The sequence below is a fragment of the Erwinia papayae genome, from assembly GCF_058241465.1.
This window is the reverse complement of sequence record NZ_JBZCHT010000009.1, coordinates 1,129,927-1,146,836: the sequence shown is the minus strand read 5'-3', so window position 1 is coordinate 1,146,836 and position 16,910 is coordinate 1,129,927. Positions and strand designations below refer to the sequence as shown.

18 protein-coding genes and 1 pseudogene are annotated in these 16,910 nt (G+C 56.6%); 10 read left to right on the top strand and 9 right to left on the bottom strand.

All coding sequences use genetic code 11. The annotated features are described in order from the left end of the window. Window positions 1-15: 15 nt before the first annotated feature. The 3 genes from tnpA to tnpC are packed head-to-tail and all read left to right on the top strand — an operon-like array spanning window position 16 to window position 2,607. On the top strand, window positions 16-672 hold the full coding sequence (gene tnpA / locus AC3RPL_RS10260; RefSeq protein ID WP_490739509.1) for an IS66-like element accessory protein TnpA: 657 nt from the start codon (window positions 16-18) through the stop codon (window positions 670-672). Beyond that, window positions 669-1,016, top strand: coding sequence for an IS66 family insertion sequence element accessory protein TnpB (gene tnpB, locus AC3RPL_RS10255; RefSeq protein ID WP_490739508.1), 348 nt, complete (start codon window positions 669-671; stop codon window positions 1,014-1,016). The genes tnpA and tnpB overlap by 4 nt, the downstream gene beginning before the upstream one ends. Window positions 1,017-1,035: 19 nt before the next feature. After that, on the top strand, window positions 1,036-2,607 hold the full coding sequence (gene tnpC / locus AC3RPL_RS10250; protein ID WP_490739507.1) for an IS66 family transposase: 1,572 nt from the start codon (window positions 1,036-1,038) through the stop codon (window positions 2,605-2,607). 218 nt (window positions 2,608-2,825) lie between these two features. Here tnpC and AC3RPL_RS10245 read toward each other — a convergent pair whose 3' ends face one another. Further along, window positions 2,826-4,370: a methyl-accepting chemotaxis protein gene (locus AC3RPL_RS10245; protein WP_490739506.1), complete on the bottom strand. Its 1,545-nt coding sequence runs from the start codon at window positions 4,368-4,370 to the stop codon at window positions 2,826-2,828. A gap of 370 nt (window positions 4,371-4,740) precedes the next feature. Here AC3RPL_RS10245 and AC3RPL_RS10240 point away from each other — a divergent pair, with 370 nt between their 5' ends. Both AC3RPL_RS10240 and AC3RPL_RS10235 read left to right on the top strand, forming a co-directional pair. Then, window positions 4,741-5,208 (top strand): MarR family winged helix-turn-helix transcriptional regulator, encoded by a 468-nt coding sequence (locus AC3RPL_RS10240; protein ID WP_490739944.1) that lies wholly within the window; start codon window positions 4,741-4,743, stop codon window positions 5,206-5,208. Window positions 5,209-5,302: 94 nt separating this feature from the next. Then, complete coding sequence (locus AC3RPL_RS10235) at window positions 5,303-5,521, top strand: hypothetical protein (RefSeq protein ID WP_490739943.1); 219 nt, start codon at window positions 5,303-5,305, stop codon at window positions 5,519-5,521. 43 nt (window positions 5,522-5,564) lie between these two features. Here the strand turns inward: AC3RPL_RS10235 and AC3RPL_RS10230 are convergent, their stop codons facing one another. From AC3RPL_RS10230 to umuD, 8 genes and pseudogenes are all read right to left on the bottom strand, one after another. Beyond that, a complete protein-coding gene (locus AC3RPL_RS10230) occupies window positions 5,565-5,834 on the bottom strand; it encodes a hypothetical protein (protein ID WP_490739942.1) in 270 nt (89 codons plus the stop codon). A gap of 774 nt (window positions 5,835-6,608) precedes the next feature. Next, window positions 6,609-6,956, bottom strand: coding sequence for an anti-adapter protein IraP (gene iraP, locus AC3RPL_RS10225; RefSeq protein ID WP_490739941.1), 348 nt, complete (start codon window positions 6,954-6,956; stop codon window positions 6,609-6,611). Window positions 6,957-7,876: 920 nt separating this feature from the next. Next, a complete protein-coding gene (locus AC3RPL_RS10220; protein WP_490739940.1) occupies window positions 7,877-8,122 on the bottom strand; it encodes a hypothetical protein in 246 nt (81 codons plus the stop codon). Window positions 8,123-9,383: 1,261 nt separating this feature from the next. Next, window positions 9,384-9,578: a hypothetical protein gene (locus AC3RPL_RS10215; protein WP_490739939.1), complete on the bottom strand. Its 195-nt coding sequence runs from the start codon at window positions 9,576-9,578 to the stop codon at window positions 9,384-9,386. A 109-nt stretch (window positions 9,579-9,687) separates the two neighbouring features. After that, window positions 9,688-9,846, bottom strand: coding sequence for a DUF2913 family protein (locus tag AC3RPL_RS10210; protein WP_490739938.1), 159 nt, complete (start codon window positions 9,844-9,846; stop codon window positions 9,688-9,690). Between the two features lie 74 nt (window positions 9,847-9,920). Further along, window positions 9,921-10,145 (bottom strand): KTSC domain-containing protein, encoded by a 225-nt coding sequence (locus AC3RPL_RS10205; protein ID WP_490739937.1) that lies wholly within the window; start codon window positions 10,143-10,145, stop codon window positions 9,921-9,923. A 472-nt stretch (window positions 10,146-10,617) separates the two neighbouring features. After that, window positions 10,618-10,845: pseudogene (locus AC3RPL_RS10200) on the bottom strand (Y-family DNA polymerase); the annotation flags it as partial. Window positions 10,846-10,848: 3 nt separating this feature from the next. Next, a complete protein-coding gene (gene umuD / locus AC3RPL_RS10195) occupies window positions 10,849-11,277 on the bottom strand; it encodes a translesion error-prone DNA polymerase V autoproteolytic subunit (protein ID WP_490740666.1) in 429 nt (142 codons plus the stop codon). Window positions 11,278-11,479: 202 nt separating this feature from the next. On the opposite strand from umuD, the gene parM reads away from it, so the two are divergent. The 5 genes from parM to AC3RPL_RS10170 all read left to right on the top strand — a co-directional run bounded on the left by parM (window position 11,480) and on the right by AC3RPL_RS10170 (window position 16,886). Beyond that, window positions 11,480-12,457 (top strand): plasmid segregation protein ParM domain-containing protein, encoded by a 978-nt coding sequence (gene parM, locus AC3RPL_RS10190; protein WP_490739936.1) that lies wholly within the window; start codon window positions 11,480-11,482, stop codon window positions 12,455-12,457. Window positions 12,458-12,460: 3 nt separating this feature from the next. After that, window positions 12,461-12,856: a plasmid partitioning/stability family protein gene (locus AC3RPL_RS10185; protein ID WP_490739935.1), complete on the top strand. Its 396-nt coding sequence runs from the start codon at window positions 12,461-12,463 to the stop codon at window positions 12,854-12,856. An 84-nt stretch (window positions 12,857-12,940) separates the two neighbouring features. Further along, window positions 12,941-13,099 carry a hypothetical protein gene (locus AC3RPL_RS10180; RefSeq protein WP_490739934.1) on the top strand — a complete coding sequence of 53 codons (159 nt, stop codon included), beginning with the start codon at window positions 12,941-12,943 and terminating at the stop codon, window positions 13,097-13,099. Window positions 13,100-13,501: 402 nt separating this feature from the next. Continuing rightward, the gene (locus tag AC3RPL_RS10175; RefSeq protein WP_490739933.1) at window positions 13,502-14,782 is read left to right on the top strand and encodes an HlyD family secretion protein; all 1,281 of its coding nucleotides are present in this window, start codon (window positions 13,502-13,504) and stop codon (window positions 14,780-14,782) included. A gap of 7 nt (window positions 14,783-14,789) precedes the next feature. Further along, window positions 14,790-16,886, top strand: coding sequence for a peptidase domain-containing ABC transporter (locus tag AC3RPL_RS10170; protein ID WP_490740665.1), 2,097 nt, complete (start codon window positions 14,790-14,792; stop codon window positions 16,884-16,886). The last annotated feature ends 24 nt before the right edge of the window (window positions 16,887-16,910 follow it).

Below are 16,910 nucleotides of genomic sequence, written 5' to 3'. Positions count from 1 at the left end.
CGTTACGGGAGAATAATGTCCATCATTTTTAATGGACATTATCGCGTGAAAAACCGGACATGGCTCCTTGAGGCTCTGCGCCTTCATTTTGATGAAAAGCTGTCCCGCGTTGAGGCAGGACGGCGGTTAGGTATCCCCAAAACCACCGTCTGCGAACTCTTCGTTCGCTTTCAGAGAGCGGAATTATCATGGCCTCTGCCGGACAGCGTAAATCTGAAAGCCCTGAACAACCGGCTTTACCGACAGGCGTCACGAAAGTCGCCTGTTCCGCCCCCGTCTGCTGCACCCACAGCAATACCTGCGTCCCGCAGGCGACCACGCCGGCCTAACTTCCCGCGCGAATTTAAAATCGCTATGGTGGAAAAGTCTATGCAACCGGGCGTCAGCGTGGCACAGCTTGCCCGCGAAAATGACATCAATGACAATCTGCTGTTCAACTGGCGGCGCCATTATCAGCAGGGGCTGCTGGGTGCTGCTCCTGCCGGTACGCCGGCACTGCTCCCCGTGACGCTGCCCCCGACCGACCGACCCGCTAAGCTGCCGGTCCCCTCAACAGGAGAGCCTGCCTGTTGCGAACTGGTTCTGCCCGCCGGTACGCTGCGCATCTGCGGGAGACTCACGCCGGAACTTCTGCAGATGCTTATCCGGGAAATGCAGGGCGGTCAACAATGATCTCCCTTCCTGCGGGCGCACGTATCTGGCTGGTCGCCGGCGTAACCGACATGCGTAACGGCTTCAACGGGCTGGCCTCGAAGGTGCAGAATACGCTTCGTGCTGACCCGTACGGCGGCCACCTCTTTATCTTCCGGGGCCGGCGGGGCGATATGATCAAGGTGCTGTGGGCAGATCGGGACGGTCTGTGCCTGTTCACCAAACGGCTGGAGCGGGGGCGCTTTGTCTGGCCGGTGACCCGTGACGGTAAAGTCCATCTGACGCCCGCGCAGCTGGCGATGCTGCTGGAAGGCATCAACTGGAAGCATCCGCAGCGGACGGAACGCCCTGGCCTGCGCATCTGAACCGGAGTAAAGTAAGCGCATGGTGCGCTCACTCTGCGATGAAAATGCCCGGCTCCGGGCGCTGCTGGACACGCAGCAGCACACAATACGCCAGATGGCGGAGTATAACCGGCTGCTCTCGCAGCGGGTGGCGGCGTACGCCAGTGAGATAAACCGACTGAAGGCGCTGGTTGCTAAGCTGCAGCGCATGCAGTTCGGCAAAAGCTCTGAAAAGCTGCGTGAAAAAACGGCGCGTCAGGTGCGCGAAGCTGAAGAGCGCATCAGCGCCCTGCAGGAGGAGATGGCGGAGGTGCTGGGAGAGCAGCATGACCCGGTACTCCCGCAGCCGCTGCGCCAGTCTTCCGCCCGTAAACCGCTTCCTGCCTCACTCCCGCGCGAAACAAGTACGCTGCCGCCGGCCGAAACTGCCTGTCCGGCGTGCGGCGGCACCCTCAGCCCGCTGGGCTGCGACGTGTCGGAGCAGCTGGAACTCATCAGCAGCGCCTTTAAGGTTATCGAAACGCAGCGGCCGAAGCTGGCCTGCTGCCAGTGCGACCACATCGTTCAGGCCCCGATGCCGTCAAAGCCTATCGAACGCAGCTACGCCGGCCCCGCTCTGCTGGCGCGCATCGTCACGGCGAAGTTCGCGGAGCACACGCCTCACTACCGGCAGTCTGAGATATACCGCCGCCAGGGTGTGGCGCTGAGCCGGGCCACGCTGGGGAGATGGTCCGGGGCGGTGAGTGAACTGCTGGAGCCGCTGTATGACCTGCTGCGGCAGTACGTGCTGATGCCCGGCAAGGTGCATACTGATGATATCCCGGTCCCTGTTCAGGAGCCGGGCAGCGGCAAAACGCGCACGGCCCGGCTGTGGGTGTACGTGCGGGATGACCGAAACGCGGGCTCGGTCATGCCACCGGCAGTCTGGTTCGCGTACTCACCGGACCGTAAAGGCGTTCATCCACAACAGCATCTGAGCGGGTACAGCGGGATCCTGCAGGCGGATGCATACGGAGGCTACAATGCCCTGTACGAAGAGGGGCGCATCACCGAAGCGGCATGCATGGCGCACGCCCGGCGAAAAATCCACGACGTTCACGTCCGTACCCCGACGGACATTACCACCGAAGCGCTGAAGCGCATCGGTGAGCTGTATGCCATCGAGGCGGAAATACGCGGCAGTCCGGCAGACGAGCGTCTGGTGATCCGGAAAGAGAAGACCCTCCCGCTGATGCAGTCGCTGTACGACTGGATACAGGCGCAGATGAAGGTGCTGTCGCGGCACTCGGATAGGGCGAAGGCGTTCGCGTACCTGCTGAAACAGTGGGACGCGCTGAACCTGTTCTGCGGCAATGGCTGGGCGGAAATAGACAACAACATCGCGGAGAACGCGCTGCGTGGCGTTGCCCTGGGCCGGAAGAACTGGCTGTTCGCCGGTTCAGACGCAGGTGGGGAGAGAGCAGCTGTGCTGTACTCGTTGATCGGCACCTGCAGGCTGAACGGCGTGGAGCCGGAGGCGTGGCTGCGTTACGTCATCGGCCATATCCAGGACTGGCCGGTAAACCGGGTCCGCGATCTGCTGCCCTGGAAGGCTGATCTCACATCTGTATAAGCATCAATACGGTCTGGACATGACGCTTACGAAAAGCGCATCGGTCTGTGACTTGATTTCTTCAACGCGCATATATTTTTCATGCATGGTGTTTTAATCTTCCCGTTAGCTGGCCGCTGTCATCTGCAGGATTCAGAAGAAGCCTGTCGTTCAGTATTACCTGGCAGTCATGTGCTGCCAGGTAATAAGGTGAAGAGACGGCCGTCATTCAGACCGGCTTATACCCTGAACGTCTCTACCATGCCGCGCAGCGCGTGCGCCTGCTCAGACAGTGACTGTGACGCTGACGAGGACTCCTCAACCAGCGCGGCGTTGTTCTGCGTGACGCCATCCATCTGGCTGACGGCAACGCTGACCTGTGAGATGCCATGCATCTGCTCGGATGAGGCCAGCGAAATGTTGTCCATGGCCTCCGCCAGCTCACCCACCATGCCGACAATTTTAAGGATGCTATGGCCGGTACCTGCCGCCACCTCCACGCCACTTTCCACCTGCTCCACGGCCTGCTCAATCAGCTGCTTGATATCACGCGCGGCGGTGGCGCTGCGCTGGGCCAGCGTCCTGACCTCGCCGGCCACCACGGCAAATCCCCGACCCTCTTCGCCGGCCCGTGCGGCTTCCACCGCCGCGTTGAGGGCCAGGATGTTGGTCTGGAAGGCGATGCTCTCAATCACGGCGGTAATGTCCCTTACCTTTGATGCGCTCAGCGAGATGGCATTCATGGTTTCCGACATGCGCTGTACGTCCGCTTCGCCGGTACGCGCAAGCGACGCAGTCTCACGGGCTGAGTCTGCGGTCTTCTGCGCGCCCGCCGTGTTGCTTTTCACCGTGGCGGTAAGCTGCTCCATGCTGGCGGCCGTTTCCTGCAGGGCGGCGGCCTGCTGCTCGGTGCGTGAGGAAAGCTCGGTATTGCCCTGCGAAATTTCATCCGCGGCCAGCGCCACTGAGGCGGAGGCGTCTTTAATCTGCGAGACCAGACCGCGAAGGTTCGCCTGCATACCGTCAAGTGAGGCGAGCAGGCTACCGGTGTCGTTACGGCGCAGCGTGACCAGCGTGGTCAGGTCGCCGGCGGCGATAGTGGCCGCGAGCGCCTGCGCCTGTGCCGGTTCCCCGCCCAGCTGACGCATCAGCACACGAATAGTCATTACGCAGGTTCCGGCCGCCACGAGCACGGATGCGGCCGCAAGTAACACCAGTATCAGCGATGCGCGGTCGACTGACCGGCTGTTCTGCTCAACGGCGGACTGGGTGTTTTTCATCTGAATCTGCGTCATGTCGTTCAGGGCTTTCAGCAGCGTGCTCTGCGCCGGACGCGTGACCTTCATGAGGTAATCGGTGGCTTCCTGAGCACGGTTAGCCAGCCCGAGCTGGCCCGCCTGCTCGAGCGCAGCCAGTGCCGGACCTTCAGCTTCAGCTATCTGGCTGAATACTTCGCGGCCCTGCGGCACAGAGTCCGCTTTCATCATCTCATCCAGAGCGCGCCGGTTTTCAATATAGAGAAGTTTCTGTTTCTGCAGACGCTCCCACTCCGGTTTCATGGCCTGAGGGTCGGTCAGCAGAGCCATATTACGGACCGCGATACCCATATCCCTCAGGCCCCCGCGCATGTCCAGTACCAGCTGGTACTTTTTCATTTTGACGTTGACGGCGTCGTCCATGCCGTCGCTTGCCTTACTCAGTGCGTTAAGTGCGATGCCGGTACAGAGTATAAAAAGCAGAATAAGCAGGCCGAAACCTGATGCAAGTCGCGTAGATATTTTCATGTATTTTCTCGTTATCCGGAAAGAGGAGGCCTGGTGTTAACTGTGTTATCGGCATAAACGGAGAAAAATACAGCAATCGGGGTAACTCACAATCCTTTTGCCTGAGGTGATCAGCACATTAAGCAGATAAACATATCCTGGCTGTCAATACGGTTTATATGTGACGCATACCACTAAGGGACCGCTTAACGTTGACATCAATTTAATCTGACTCAATACTGTGCGCGCCTCAATGGGCCGCACAGCGGCGGCGGCCTGTCCTGTCGGGGGAACTGACTGCCTGTCTGAAATTATCCAGCTCCCTGAGTACCCGTGCCTGCCTCAGCCGTACCGCCTGAAAGAAGTGGCTCTGACCGGAAGAAGTGACGATATGAAAGATGAAACACCAGGAAGCCCTGATGCGGCTCCCGAAACCATAGATCAGTTTCTGTGCTTTGCGCTTTACTCCGCGTCGCTTGCCATGACGAAACTTTATCAGCCCCGGCTGAAGCCGCTGGGGCTGACCTATCCGCAGTACCTGGTGCTGCTGGTGCTGTGGGAAAAGGATGGCCTCACGGTCTCCGAGGTCGGCACGCGTGTCCTGCTGGACTCGGGCACGCTCAGCCAGCTCCTGAAACGCCTGGAGCAGTCCGGCATTCTGTCCAGGCAGCGTGACACGCAGCATGATGAACGCCGCGTGCTGGTTTTCCTGACGGAGCAGGGCCGCCGGCTGAAGATTACGGCTGCCGGCGTGCCGGCGGACATGGTGTCGGTGATGGATACGGCCTGTGACGACCTGAGTGAGCTGACGTCGCGGGTCGCCGCGCTGCGGGAAAGGCTGGTGCGCGCCCGGGCCTGACACTTTTTACCGCTTTCCGTCCGGTACGGAAGGCATCATAAACCCGCCGGGCGGGATAAATGACGTCGTTTCCGGTGATAAGAGCAGGACATTTATGTCCCAGGAGTCTGAGTTGGGTACCGCCAGTCAGGATAATGAGGAAAGCGTTCAGTCAGTAATAGGGCATGCCGTCTCAAGCCTGCTGAAATCAGGTAAAGAGATAGATGAGCAGGAGATACTGACTTTTCTGAAGCAGCAGGAGGCCCGGTCGGTGGACGGCCGTAAAAAGCTTTACGGCCAGGCAATCCGCGTCGTCGCAGGCGGCACGGACTGATCATGTCATTTACCGGCTGAAGCACAGCCGGATGGCCGGTGCTTCAGTGCCTGTATGCGCTGGCGCATTCCGGGGCATCAGAACCGTTCATGACCCGGCCGTTTTCCTTTTCCTGCATGCACAGCGCTGCTTCAGCTTTACGGATGGCAGAAAAGGTTGCCTTCCGGCCGGCGGCATCCTTTTCGGTCATCAGCATCTCCTGCAGCCTGCACAGCAGCGCGGCCTCATTAACGGGCATTTCCTCGCTGAGTAAAAAAAGTACCGCCTCGCCGAGCTTTTCATCTGCCCGTTTTTCATCTTCTGTTCTGTACATGACACTGCATTCCTGGTTTCAGTGAGGGCAGATGCCGGCCGTGCCGGTATCTGCCGGAGGACTCTGACCTCAATGGTAGCCTCTGCGGCTGTATGTTCAACCGTAAATTTAAGCGCAGTCCGGCGGGCAGCAGCACGGCATCCTGACCGCCGGGGAAACGGCGACACATCCTGAGGCGGACGACTGCCGGCATGAAGCCTGACAGTGCGGGTGCCGGCGTGTTGCTTCCTCGCCCGGAACCTTTCCCACTGATTGCCGCCCTGAACTATCAGTGTCCGTCACTAACCTTCTGATGAACTTAACTATTTTTCTGAGGTCAGAATAATATCGGGAGACTTCCCGTAACGAATTTCCCCGCCGCTGGCGGGTTTTTTTTGCCTCATATCGCCCCTCCGGTGAGATGCTGCAGCCGGTCCGAACGTGCGGCATGACCGGCGCGGTCATTCCTGCCGGTTCGCTTGCGTATCCGCTTATTTGTATCAGAATTATCCTGTGCCTGTTTCTGAAACCCGGGCACGACGAGTTATTCTGAACTTTTTTACTGGTTCGCCCGTCAGGATGGCGGGTTTTTTTATGTCTATGGCGCGGCTCCGCGACGGTCGTGTGAACAGCCTGCCCCTGTGCCTGCCTGCGCAACCCGGCACGCAGGGAAGCACAGCGGCAGATAAACAGAGGTGGGGTTACCCGCACGGCCGTGCCCGTCAGACATTCACAGACGGTCTTCAGCCCGCGTCCGGCAACGGACATAAAGGCTGGCTGTTGCCAGACTGAACGTTATTCCTGTTCCAGAGACGTCACGCCGGTCAGCTTATCAAGGGCCTGATGATTGATTTCATCATCCGCACTGTCGACCGCCGCGGAAATGCTCAGCAGAGCCTGCAGCTCGCCTAACAGGATAGCGGCATCGGATTTAAGCAGTTCATCGGTTTCTGCGGAGTCAATCACGGTATTGATGGCCTTGTTCGCACTTTCAATCATCTCCGTTACGCCACCCTCCCGGCTCACCGCCAGAACAAGTGCGCTGATCAGCAGCGACTGTGCCTCAATGCGTGCTGTCAGCTGTTTCATGCCGGCATCAATGTGTGAAATTTTAGCCAGCATGCTCAGTACCACGTTTTTCATAGCGTCTGCCCCGGTTAAAAAGCCGATCTTACCCCCCCCATGCATGCTGTGCCTACGGGCTCGCTCTGAAAAAACTCCCGGCCATCCTGAAATGCGCACAGTCATCAGGAAAAAAACTGGCCGCTTCCTACTTCGGTTATCTTCAGAAGCGTGCTGTCCTGACATGCTTTTTCTGAAAAGGATACCGGTGAAAATTCACGATTCACCGGAAAGCCGGATGTTTTCGCAATGAAGCAGGCAGGACCGGCAGCAGGCTGTCACCGGCTCCGTTTGCCGAAAACCCTCGTGGCTCGGGGATTAAGGCCGGGATACGGCAGACTCGCCGGCTGCTGCCTGATGTTGCACCAGGTGCGGTAAGCGTTCTGACATGCCGCTTGTGGCTGTATACTCAGTGGCGGGAACAAGGGACTTATTGTTCGCGGCCACTACCGGCCGGGGTCTTACCTGCTGTCCGGCAAAGGCTCGATGTCAAGCCTGATGCCGCCTGCAGAGAGTTGTACATAAATTATCCACCATTTTTGTGGATAACATCAGCAGCCAGCTGTATTCACCGGCAGCTGATGCAATATACTCCCCCTCCGGCGATCCGGTCATTACATGCGTGCTCCCCGCCAGGTCAGACGTGTCCGGTTAAAGGAAAGATGCCGGACGCCTGAAGGCTTCCCCCGTGGCGGGTAGAGCAGAAGACCTGACACCAGCGTCTGACACCGTTGCGCTGAGTGCGCAGGCAGCCTCCCCATCAGGCCGGAACCGGTCCAGCCGGATAACATCAACGTGCTGCAGGCACCTTCACGCCCATAATCCGACTGTCCCGAAAATTCAGAACGCGCCGGGGGAGATGTGCTGACGGTGAAGGTTTCGGGCAAGCTGAAAAAGGGGAATAAAATTACGAAAAGAACGTCGGGTAGCGCGATCCTGAATCATTTATTACCGGCATTATCCGGCAGGTATTTAGACGGGATATAACGTTGTTTCATCTGATGCTCGTTTCTGACGTAGTCTTCTCCGCACTCAGCAGAACAGAAAGCCGTACCCGCCACGGCCGCTTCATCCCTGCACCAGATACACCTGCCATCCGGACTCTTCAGACCGGGTTTCCGGGCTGACAGGGCCGAAGCAATCAGTGCCTCCTGAACTTCATGTGCTAAATCTGCGTCATCCATCATATTTCCCTGAGCGTGATTGTTGCCTGCTGATATATCAGTGAAAAAACACCCGTTATGACCCAGTATAACCCAGGCCTTATTGGTGATTATAGTTCATGCGTATTGCCATTGAGTAAATTACATGCGCTGGCAGTGCAGGAAAATACGCATAACTGCACAACTCTCCGGTATTCACTGGTCCGCTGCCGGCATACTGACTCACTGAAATCCCTGCGGTTATCTAAGCGTCACGTTCACACCGCCTTCCGTTTCTGCCCGTGCTTTCTGCCAGGGACAAAATACGCCTTACACCAGAAGGCCTGGGATCACTGCATTCAGCCTGCGGTTTAATGACGCCCTGCCCGTCGTCCAGGGACGGAAGAACTGGCTGCCTGCCGGTTCAGACAAAGGTGGAGAACGTGCGGCAATCCTCTTTTCGCTGATAGGCACCTGTCGCCTGAACGGGTGTGGATGCGGGAACATGGCTGCGTTATACGGTCTTAACTGGCGCTTACGGTTGTAACGGGCTGATTTTTTTTCAGGTTGTGAACTGCGGCAGCCCGGCGTGAACCTGCTTTTGCTCTGGCGTATTTGATGACGGTTAACCAGCGTATATCACTGCAGCAGTTAAGGTATAAAGCCAGCGATAAACGCAGCTGTTCCCAGCTGATGATTTGCAACTCCGGCTGTTTCCGGTTCAGGTACCCAAGCTCACGGAGGGCGAGGTCGACACTGCGCTTTGCATCCTTCAGATTTCCGCCGCACTGATAAATTCCGGCTATCTGCCTGATTTTATGCGCACAATTCCCGGCTGCTGTATTAACTGCCAAAGAACACCCTGCTTTATACTTTTATTTGGCCCTTAAAAATTTACCCCAGAACAGGCCGCGGAAGGGTACTTACGGTTTAAAACAGTTCCACATTTATACAGAGTGCGGGCAGGGTTAACCGGCCTGTTCCTGAACCCGCATACGGGAAGGGGGGCCGGATAAGCACTAAAGATGTACCTGGATACAGACGGTTCAAAACATCAGGCAATCAGGTCCGGCGAAGAATCCACGCCGAAGGGTTTATGAAGGTACTTTACTGACAGCGACACATCAGTACCGGTTATAAATAATGATCCGTCAGGTTATCGTGCCAGATGTGCTGTTTTCATTATGCGGTGGATCCCCTGAGCGGCACGCCCGGGCGGCTATGTGACAGGAATCTGTATCTGCAAGATGATGACCGGCCCGCGCGCAGATGATAAGCGCAGCCGTGAGGGAGCAGCAGGAAAGGCTTACGGAGTCAGCCTGCCTGTGGTGTTCTCACACTCTCTGCTCTGCGCGATAAGATAATAAAGCAGCGGGTCACTGCCGTCCGGTTCCCGCCGCCAGCCGGACCGCTGCAGCAGGGAGTCCAGGGCATTCAGGTCGCCGGTGATACGGACGGGGAGGGCGGCCGCCTGAAAGCCGGCCCTGCCACTGACCTTCATCAGGCAGCCTGTAAACCCAGCCGGCCATCTGCAGCGCCTGAAGGGCATGCTGCAGGCGGGACAGGTCGTTCTGTGCCATCAACGCGTCGCTGCCCGTAAGCCAGAGGTATTACAGCTTACCGGGCAGGTCAGCGTGTACGCCCTTTTCGCGCCCCTCACGGAGCAGCCACCGGATGTCCGGCGCCAGCTCTTTACTAAAGCGCCGCTGTTTTTCAGCGACAGCGAGCCACCGCGTCAGAAACAGCGTCTCCTGAGCAGGCGTGCTCACCTGGCGGTCCTGCCGCACCAAGCCAGGTGCCCCACCGGGTTATTATCCTGACTCATTCTCTTCCTTACCCTGCTTTACTGCGGGCCGCACTGACCACGCACCGACAGGTAGCGCCCGTCTATGCTGCCGCGAAAAAATGCATCGGGGTCAGCGGCGGCGCAGAACCCCTGATACACCCGTGCGGGTACGGCCAGCCAGCGGCGGCAGCTGCCGTTGCGGTATTCCAGTTCCAGCACGCCGGACGTCGGATCAAATCCGGCGCTGCTGAACAACGTGGTATTCATGTCGTGTCGCTTCATGGGACCGTCCCTTATGCCGGTAATGCCGGAGGTCTACTGTAGCAGAAACGTCCGGCACTGAAAAAACGGGGGATCACGCCGGGGGCTGCGTAGCCAGCCCCCCCCACCTGAGGGTGCTTTAGTCCGGGAAGGAGATGCCGGAACCGGGGACCATGAGTCAGGCAGGACCGGTTACAGAGGCCAGGACAGAGTCTGCTGATAGCCGGAAAATACATGCCCGTTAATTACGGACTGATGAATGCAGCCAGGTGTACATAGCTGCCGCTGGCTGCAGAACACAAAATAATGGTGGGGCACTGCGGCAGGCGGTCAGTGTGTCCTGCACCCGTCCCTGGTAGGATAAGAGCTTCAGCCAGCGCTCTGCCAGCAACAGGACACGCTCATCAGGTGGGATCAGCATTGCGTTCACCTCTGCCAGCAGTTGTGCTGTTCAAAGTTACTCAGCGAATGTTGCATTCCACATAACTTACTACAACGAATAATTACTGGAAAAAGCATGTATGCGCCGCAGGAAATGTTGGGTTTTTATCTGGAACCAAGGCTGGCCCATTTTTATACCCAAAATTTTGCTCTCCGGGCTTCTGGCTATCACACAGCCATCGTTATTCGAAAGAACGATAACGGGCTCATTTTTTAAATCAGGACGGAATATCTTTTCACACGATGCGTAGAAGCTGTTGACGTCAACGAGAGCAAACATCGATCACCCCCGCGTGGCGTGAAGGAACCAGGTCACCACGCCAAAAATCTCCAGCGCGTCGGGTTCCGGATAGAGAGTGGGAAAAGACGGATTCATCGGTAACAGCGCCAGTGCCGGCCTTAAATGCAGCACCTTTACCGTGAACTCTCCGTCAACGGCGGCAATAACGATATCGCCATGGACGGGCTTCTCTGATTTGTCCACGACCAGCAGGTCGCCATCCCGAATGCCTGCATCCAGCATGCTGTTTCCTGAAGCGCGCACAAAATAGGTCGCGCTGCGGTGGCGGATACACAGTTCATTCAGGTCAAGCACTGCCTCAATATAATCCTGCGCCGGACTGGGAAAACCGGCGGCGCAGGGCTCGGCAAACAGGGGGATGCGCAACTGCGGTGCATCCGGAGCGGGAGAAACTGGAACGATTTTCAAAATATCACCTCGATACTGTATTTATATACAGTATATTGTCATCTCAAAAAAATCCAGAAAATTAAAGATACGCAATTTGCGTAAACTAATGATCAATGAAAAATTTTCCTTAAACTTAATATACTCATTTTGAGTATATTAATTGACTCTTTTTAAGAATTTTAGTAGGGTGTATACTCTTATTGAGTAACTACTAAGGTGCAAAATGAAACATATAACCTGTGACGACGGGTCTACCAGCGTTAAACTGGCATGGTATGACGGCGAGGAACTGCGGACGCTGGTCTCACCCAACTCGTTTCGCACGGGCTGGAAAGTTGAAGGGCTGAGTGGCAGCAAAGCCTTCAACTATCAGGTCGGAGGCATCAGGTACACAGCAGATAACGTCAGCAGGGATGCAGTAACTACGACAAACGTGGAATATCAGTACGGGGATTTAAACCTTCTGGCCGTTCATCACGCGTTACTAAACTCGGGCTTAGAACCGCAAAGGGTAAGTCTGACCGTTACGCTTCCTGTCAGCGAGTATTACGACGCAAACTGTCAGAAAAACCAGGAAAACATCAACCGTAAAAAGCAGAACCTGCTGCGACCCATCGCGCTGAACCGGGGAAAAACCTTCGGGATTACCGACGTCAGGGTGATGCCGGAGTCGTTGCCGGCGGTGTTCAGTGAACTCTCAAGGCTACAGGTCGGCCCGCTGGAAACCTCGCTGGTTATTGACCTCGGTGGCACCACCCTGGACGCTGGCGTGCTGGTCGGCCAGTTTGAAGACGTCAGCGCCATCTACGGCAATCCGGGAATGGGTGTATCGATGGTGACGCGCGCGGCGCAGGCGGCCCTGCGCAATGCCGGCAGCGAAACCAGCCCGTTTGTGGCAGATGCGGTGGTCAGGCAGCGTCACGATGCAGCATTTCTGGACCAGGTTATCAATGAGGCCAGTCAGGTCAGTGCGGTAGTTGATGCCATCGAATCTGAAATCGTGAGCCTCGGTGCACGTGTGGTCACCGACCTGGCGCGCTGGCGTAACGTCAACCGCGTCTTTCTTGTGGGCGGCGGTGCCGCGCTGATTGAACCTGCGGTGCGTAAAGCATGGAATCTGGCGTCAGAACGCATTATTGTCATAGCTGAGCCGCAGCTGGCGCTGGCCCGTGAAATCGCCCTGTTCGAAAAAGAGGAATGATCCGTGACGGAAAGAAGAAAATTCACGCTGTACATGCATCCTGATGAGGAGACGGATGCGCTCGGACTTGAGGTGATTGAGTCCGTTTCTCAGCGCACGCGCGGGGATTTTCTTCGTACGGCAGTGCTGGCCGGTTGTGCCCTGCATCAGATAGACCGGCGCCTGCCGGTGCTGCTGGCCAACCTCTTTGACGGGACGATGACGGCGGGCCAGCTGGTGAGTCTTATACGTCAGACGACCGGCTGGAAGCCCGATGAAGCGGACATCAGGGATGTGGTGACAGCGCTCATGGCGGAGCATCGCGTTGTCACCGTTAATTCCACACCTGCGCCCGCTCAGGAAGAGACTTCGATTGTGCGGAAAAATATGCACAGGATGTTTGGTGGAGAAAATAAGTGAGGCAGCTCCGGAGCTGGTTTTTCTAAAGTCACCGGAGCGGAACATCTGTCGCCATCCTCTCGCAAAAACATTGGTGAATATCTCATGTTGGGGAGTAGCCTGCTCATCGTTCCCCTGCTGTTTACAGACAATCCACCGTTACTCCTGAAGATTCTGCTGCAACTGATGTGGTCAGTTATGCTTGCCTGTGGTGTCATACTGGCACATGGGGAAAAAACCGATGCAAAAGGTAAGGGTGAGTGAATATGAAGATCAGGCGTGACCGGTTTTTTTTGCGGTTGTGGTGATACTACGCTTCCTCGCTGTGACTGTTCGTTCCTCGCGTTGCTGCGGTACGCCTCAGCCGCCACTGCGGCGAGCGTCAGATGTCCGGGGATTTAATTCCTTTATGATAATGGGCCGTTTTAACCCACCAGGTAGGCCGAAATTCTCCCTCAGTCCTTTTCTACTCATCAATAAAATGGAATATTTCCGGAACTGACGGTATTTTCTGGTTACCTAACCCGCATGTTATTGTCAGATATGTCATAGTCTTATTCCCCGATTCGGTATGTGTCTTTCATATCATTATGCTCTCCAGTGATTAACCTTTCTGATGCGGCCGTACGGGATGACATTATCCATGTTCATCAGGAGTCATTAAGGATGCTGTTCAGAGAGGAAGCGGTGGAGCACCGGAAACGGCGATGGACCGGGAAAGCCGTGCTCATTCCCCCCCTTTCCCCCGTCATTGTTATCATATTCACGGGTGTATTCTTTCTGTGTCTGCTCAGCCTGCTGATATCCGGAACCTACACGCGCCGGGTGACCGTCAGGGGAGAGCTGGTATCCGTTCCTCGCGCCGTAACGCTTTTTTCGGAAACGCAGGGGTTTGTGATTACGCAGCGTGTCTGGCCCGGAGAGCGTGTTAAAAAGGGTCAACCCCTGATGGATATCGACGTCAGCAGAACCACATTATCGGGCGGCGTCAGTGAACGTCAGCGGGAAACCATCCGCGGCCAGATAGCTACAGTTGAGAGCATTATTGCCCGCCTCAGGCAGAACCGGCAGGTGACACTGGATACCCTGACGGCACAAAAAGCACGCTATGAAGACGCGCTTAAGCATTCCTCAGATATCGTTCGCCAGTCTCAGCAGGGGCTGGAGATTATGAAGTCGGGTATGGAAAATTACCGTAATTATCATCGGCGTGGTCTGATTATTCAGGATCAGCTGACCAGCCAGACGGCCCTCTATTATCAACAGCAAAATGACCTGCTCGCGCTGGTTACCCAGAATGAGCAAAATGCCCTCCAGGTGATGTCACTGGAGGGGAATATCCAGACTCAGTCCACTGATTTCGATAACCGGATATACCAGCTTGAGATACAGCGCAGCGATCTCAACCGGCAGCTGACGGATGCAGAGGCGGCAGGCACACTGGTGGTGACCGCGCCAACAGATGGGCAGATTGACTCTGTTAATACCGCCAGCGGTCAGGTTACCCGTGCCGGTGATGCGTTGATGCAAATCATCCCCGGGAACGTATCCCGCTATCAGCTGGTACTGTGGGTTCCGGATAACGCGGTACCGTTTCTGCGTCCGGGAGAGCGGGTCAATATCCGGTATGATGCATTCCCGTCAGAAAAATTTGGCCTTTATCCCGGTCATATTGTTGCCGTGGCTGGGGTGCCCGCGACGTTTCAGGAGATGGCCACCTATCCTTCCGCCCCCGGTGTCGATCCTCAGCACCCACAGACATGGTATCGCGTCAGCGTCGAGCCAGAATCCAGCCGTTTTGCCTGGCAGGGACGTCAGTTGCCCGCTGAAAACGGGATGAAAGCATCCGCCACGCTGTTCCTTGAAAACCGCCGACTGTATCAGTGGGTGCTGTCACCTTTTTACGATCTGATTGAAAGCGCGGGGGGGCCTGCCAGTGGAAAGTAAAGACGCGATGTCATGGATGAGCGAGAGGCTTGATCTGCGTTTTCGCAGACGTTTCCCTCTTATCCTACAGACCGAGTCAGCTGAATGTGGGCTGGCCTGCCTGGCGATGGTTGCAGGGTGGTTTGGTCGGGATACAGACCTGCTAACGCTGCGTCATGCTCACGGTATTTCCTCTCGCGGCGCCACGCTGGCCGAGCTGATGGAGATTGCCACCCGGAACGGAATGGCCACCCGTCCGTTGTCTCTGGATCTGGACGACCTGCCGGAAATCCGGCTGCCCTGCATTCTGCACTGGGATTTCAGCCATTTTGTGGTACTGGTGAAAGTAAAAAAGGAGGGCTGCGTCATACACGATCCGGCTGTGGGGCGCAGGGTTGTGGGGCATCGGGAGCTTTCAGAGCACTTTACCGGTGTTGCGCTGGAAATCTGGCCGGATGCCGGATTTACACCGGTCCGGCAGAGAACGCGCCTTCATACGGGAAGGCTTGCGAGAAATATTACCGGCCTGCGCGCATCTCTGACGGTGATTTTCTCTCTCTCACTGGTCATTGAGTTTATCGGACTGCTGCTGCCTGTTGGCACACAGATGGTGATGGATCACGCCGTGCCGGCAGATGACCGGGGCCTCCTGATGTTGATTTGTCTTTGCCTGCTGATGCTGACGTTGTTACAGGCCGGACTGAGCGTTTTAAGAAACCGGACGTCGCTGATTATGAACACCCTGACTGACATCCAGTGGAAGGACGGTCTTTTTCGTCACCTTCTGCGGCTGCCGCTCGTCTGGTTTGAGAAACGGCATACCGGTGACATTCAGTCGAGATTCGGTTCACTGGATGCCATCAGGACCACGTTCACGCGCAATATTACCGGGGCACTGACTGACGGCATTATGTCAGCAGGCGCGCTGGTGCTGTTGTGCCTTTATGGCGGATGGCTCGCGGCCGTGGTGGTGGTGGTCACGGCGCTTTACGTGCTGATCCGGTTGCTGTTCTATCCGGTCTACCGGCAGACCTCAGAAGAACTGCTGGTCAAAAATGGTCGGGCGGCCTCGTCGTTCACCGAAACCCTGTTTGGCGTGGCTACCGTCAGGGCGCAGGGGTTGACTGAACGGCGTCGGCAGAACTGGCTCAGCCAGGTATCAGAGAGCGTGAGCACCGGTTTCCGGCTTGCTCGTTTTGACATGCTCTTCAGCGTGCTGAGTGCCTTTATCAGCGCCTGCGATAACGTTCTGATCCTCTGGCTTGGCATCGCGCGTGTCATGGACCATCAGATGACGGTGGGCGCATTTGTTGCCTTCAGTGCCTTTCGCGGGTTGTTTTCAGACCGTGTACTGTCGCTGACCGGACTGTTTATCCAGCTCAGGATGCTGTCCGTGCACAACGAGAGGATTGCTGACATTGCACTCAGTGAAGCCGAGACTGATGAGTCAGGCAGATCCGCGCTGGCAGGGCAGGGCCCACTGTCTTTGACTGCTCAGTCGCTGACGTTCAGCTACGATGCGCACGCGCCTGCCGTGTTCACCGGACTGAACCTGCATATTGATGCCGGCGAAAGCGTGGCCATTACCGGACCATCCGGATGTGGAAAAAGTACCCTGATGAAAGTGCTTTGTGGCCTCACCGAACCGACAGAAGGCTCTGTACTGGCGGGAGGAAGAAATATCAAAACGCTGGGTGCTGCCACCTTCAGGCAGGCGGTAGCCTGCATTTTGCAGGAAGACCGGCTTTTTTCCGGCTCACTGAAGGATAACATCAGCGGTTTTTGTGAAAACCCCGACGAGGCGCTACTGGAACGTTGCGCCAGGGCGGCGCATATTCACGACGACATTATCATCATGCCGATGGGATATGAGACGTTGATTGGTGAACTGGGAGAGGGATTATCAGGAGGTCAGCGGCAGCGCATCTTCATCGCCCGGGCCCTGTATCGCCAGCCCCGTATCCTGTTTATGGATGAAGCGACCAGCCACCTGGACGAAACCAATGAGATGCTGATTAACAACGCCATTGCCGCACTGGATATCACCCGGGTCATCATCGCACACCGGCCATCGACCATTAATTCTGCCGATCGGGTCATCAGTCTTGGCCTGCCCGGGCAGTGATAAACACCTTTCTTAACTGGAGAA

Excerpts from the sequence above, each read along its gene's own strand:
- AC3RPL_RS10205 (WP_490739937.1), bottom strand. The coding sequence starts at position 10,145 with ATGAAGCGACACGACATGAATACCACGTTGTTCAGCAGCGCCGGATTT.
- iraP (WP_490739941.1), bottom strand. The coding sequence starts at position 6,956 with ATGAAAAACGTGGTACTGAGCATGCTGGCTAAAATTTCACACATTGAT.
- AC3RPL_RS10245 (WP_490739506.1), bottom strand. The coding sequence starts at position 4,370 with ATGAAAATATCTACGCGACTTGCATCAGGTTTCGGCCTGCTTATTCTG.
- tnpB (WP_490739508.1), top strand. The coding sequence starts at position 669 with ATGATCTCCCTTCCTGCGGGCGCACGTATCTGGCTGGTCGCCGGCGTA.
- AC3RPL_RS10240 (WP_490739944.1), top strand. The coding sequence starts at position 4,741 with ATGAAAGATGAAACACCAGGAAGCCCTGATGCGGCTCCCGAAACCATA.
- AC3RPL_RS10215 (WP_490739939.1), bottom strand. The coding sequence starts at position 9,578 with ATGAAGGTCAGTGGCAGGGCCGGCTTTCAGGCGGCCGCCCTCCCCGTC.
- tnpC (WP_490739507.1), top strand. The coding sequence starts at position 1,036 with ATGGTGCGCTCACTCTGCGATGAAAATGCCCGGCTCCGGGCGCTGCTG.
- AC3RPL_RS10170 (WP_490740665.1), top strand. The coding sequence starts at position 14,790 with ATGTCATGGATGAGCGAGAGGCTTGATCTGCGTTTTCGCAGACGTTTC.
- parM (WP_490739936.1), top strand. The coding sequence starts at position 11,480 with ATGAAACATATAACCTGTGACGACGGGTCTACCAGCGTTAAACTGGCA.
- AC3RPL_RS10175 (WP_490739933.1), top strand. The coding sequence starts at position 13,502 with ATGCTGTTCAGAGAGGAAGCGGTGGAGCACCGGAAACGGCGATGGACC.
- AC3RPL_RS10235 (WP_490739943.1), top strand. The coding sequence starts at position 5,303 with ATGTCCCAGGAGTCTGAGTTGGGTACCGCCAGTCAGGATAATGAGGAA.
- AC3RPL_RS10220 (WP_490739940.1), bottom strand. The coding sequence starts at position 8,122 with ATGATGGATGACGCAGATTTAGCACATGAAGTTCAGGAGGCACTGATT.
- AC3RPL_RS10180 (WP_490739934.1), top strand. The coding sequence starts at position 12,941 with ATGTTGGGGAGTAGCCTGCTCATCGTTCCCCTGCTGTTTACAGACAAT.
- tnpA (WP_490739509.1), top strand. The coding sequence starts at position 16 with ATGTCCATCATTTTTAATGGACATTATCGCGTGAAAAACCGGACATGG.
- AC3RPL_RS10230 (WP_490739942.1), bottom strand. The coding sequence starts at position 5,834 with ATGTACAGAACAGAAGATGAAAAACGGGCAGATGAAAAGCTCGGCGAG.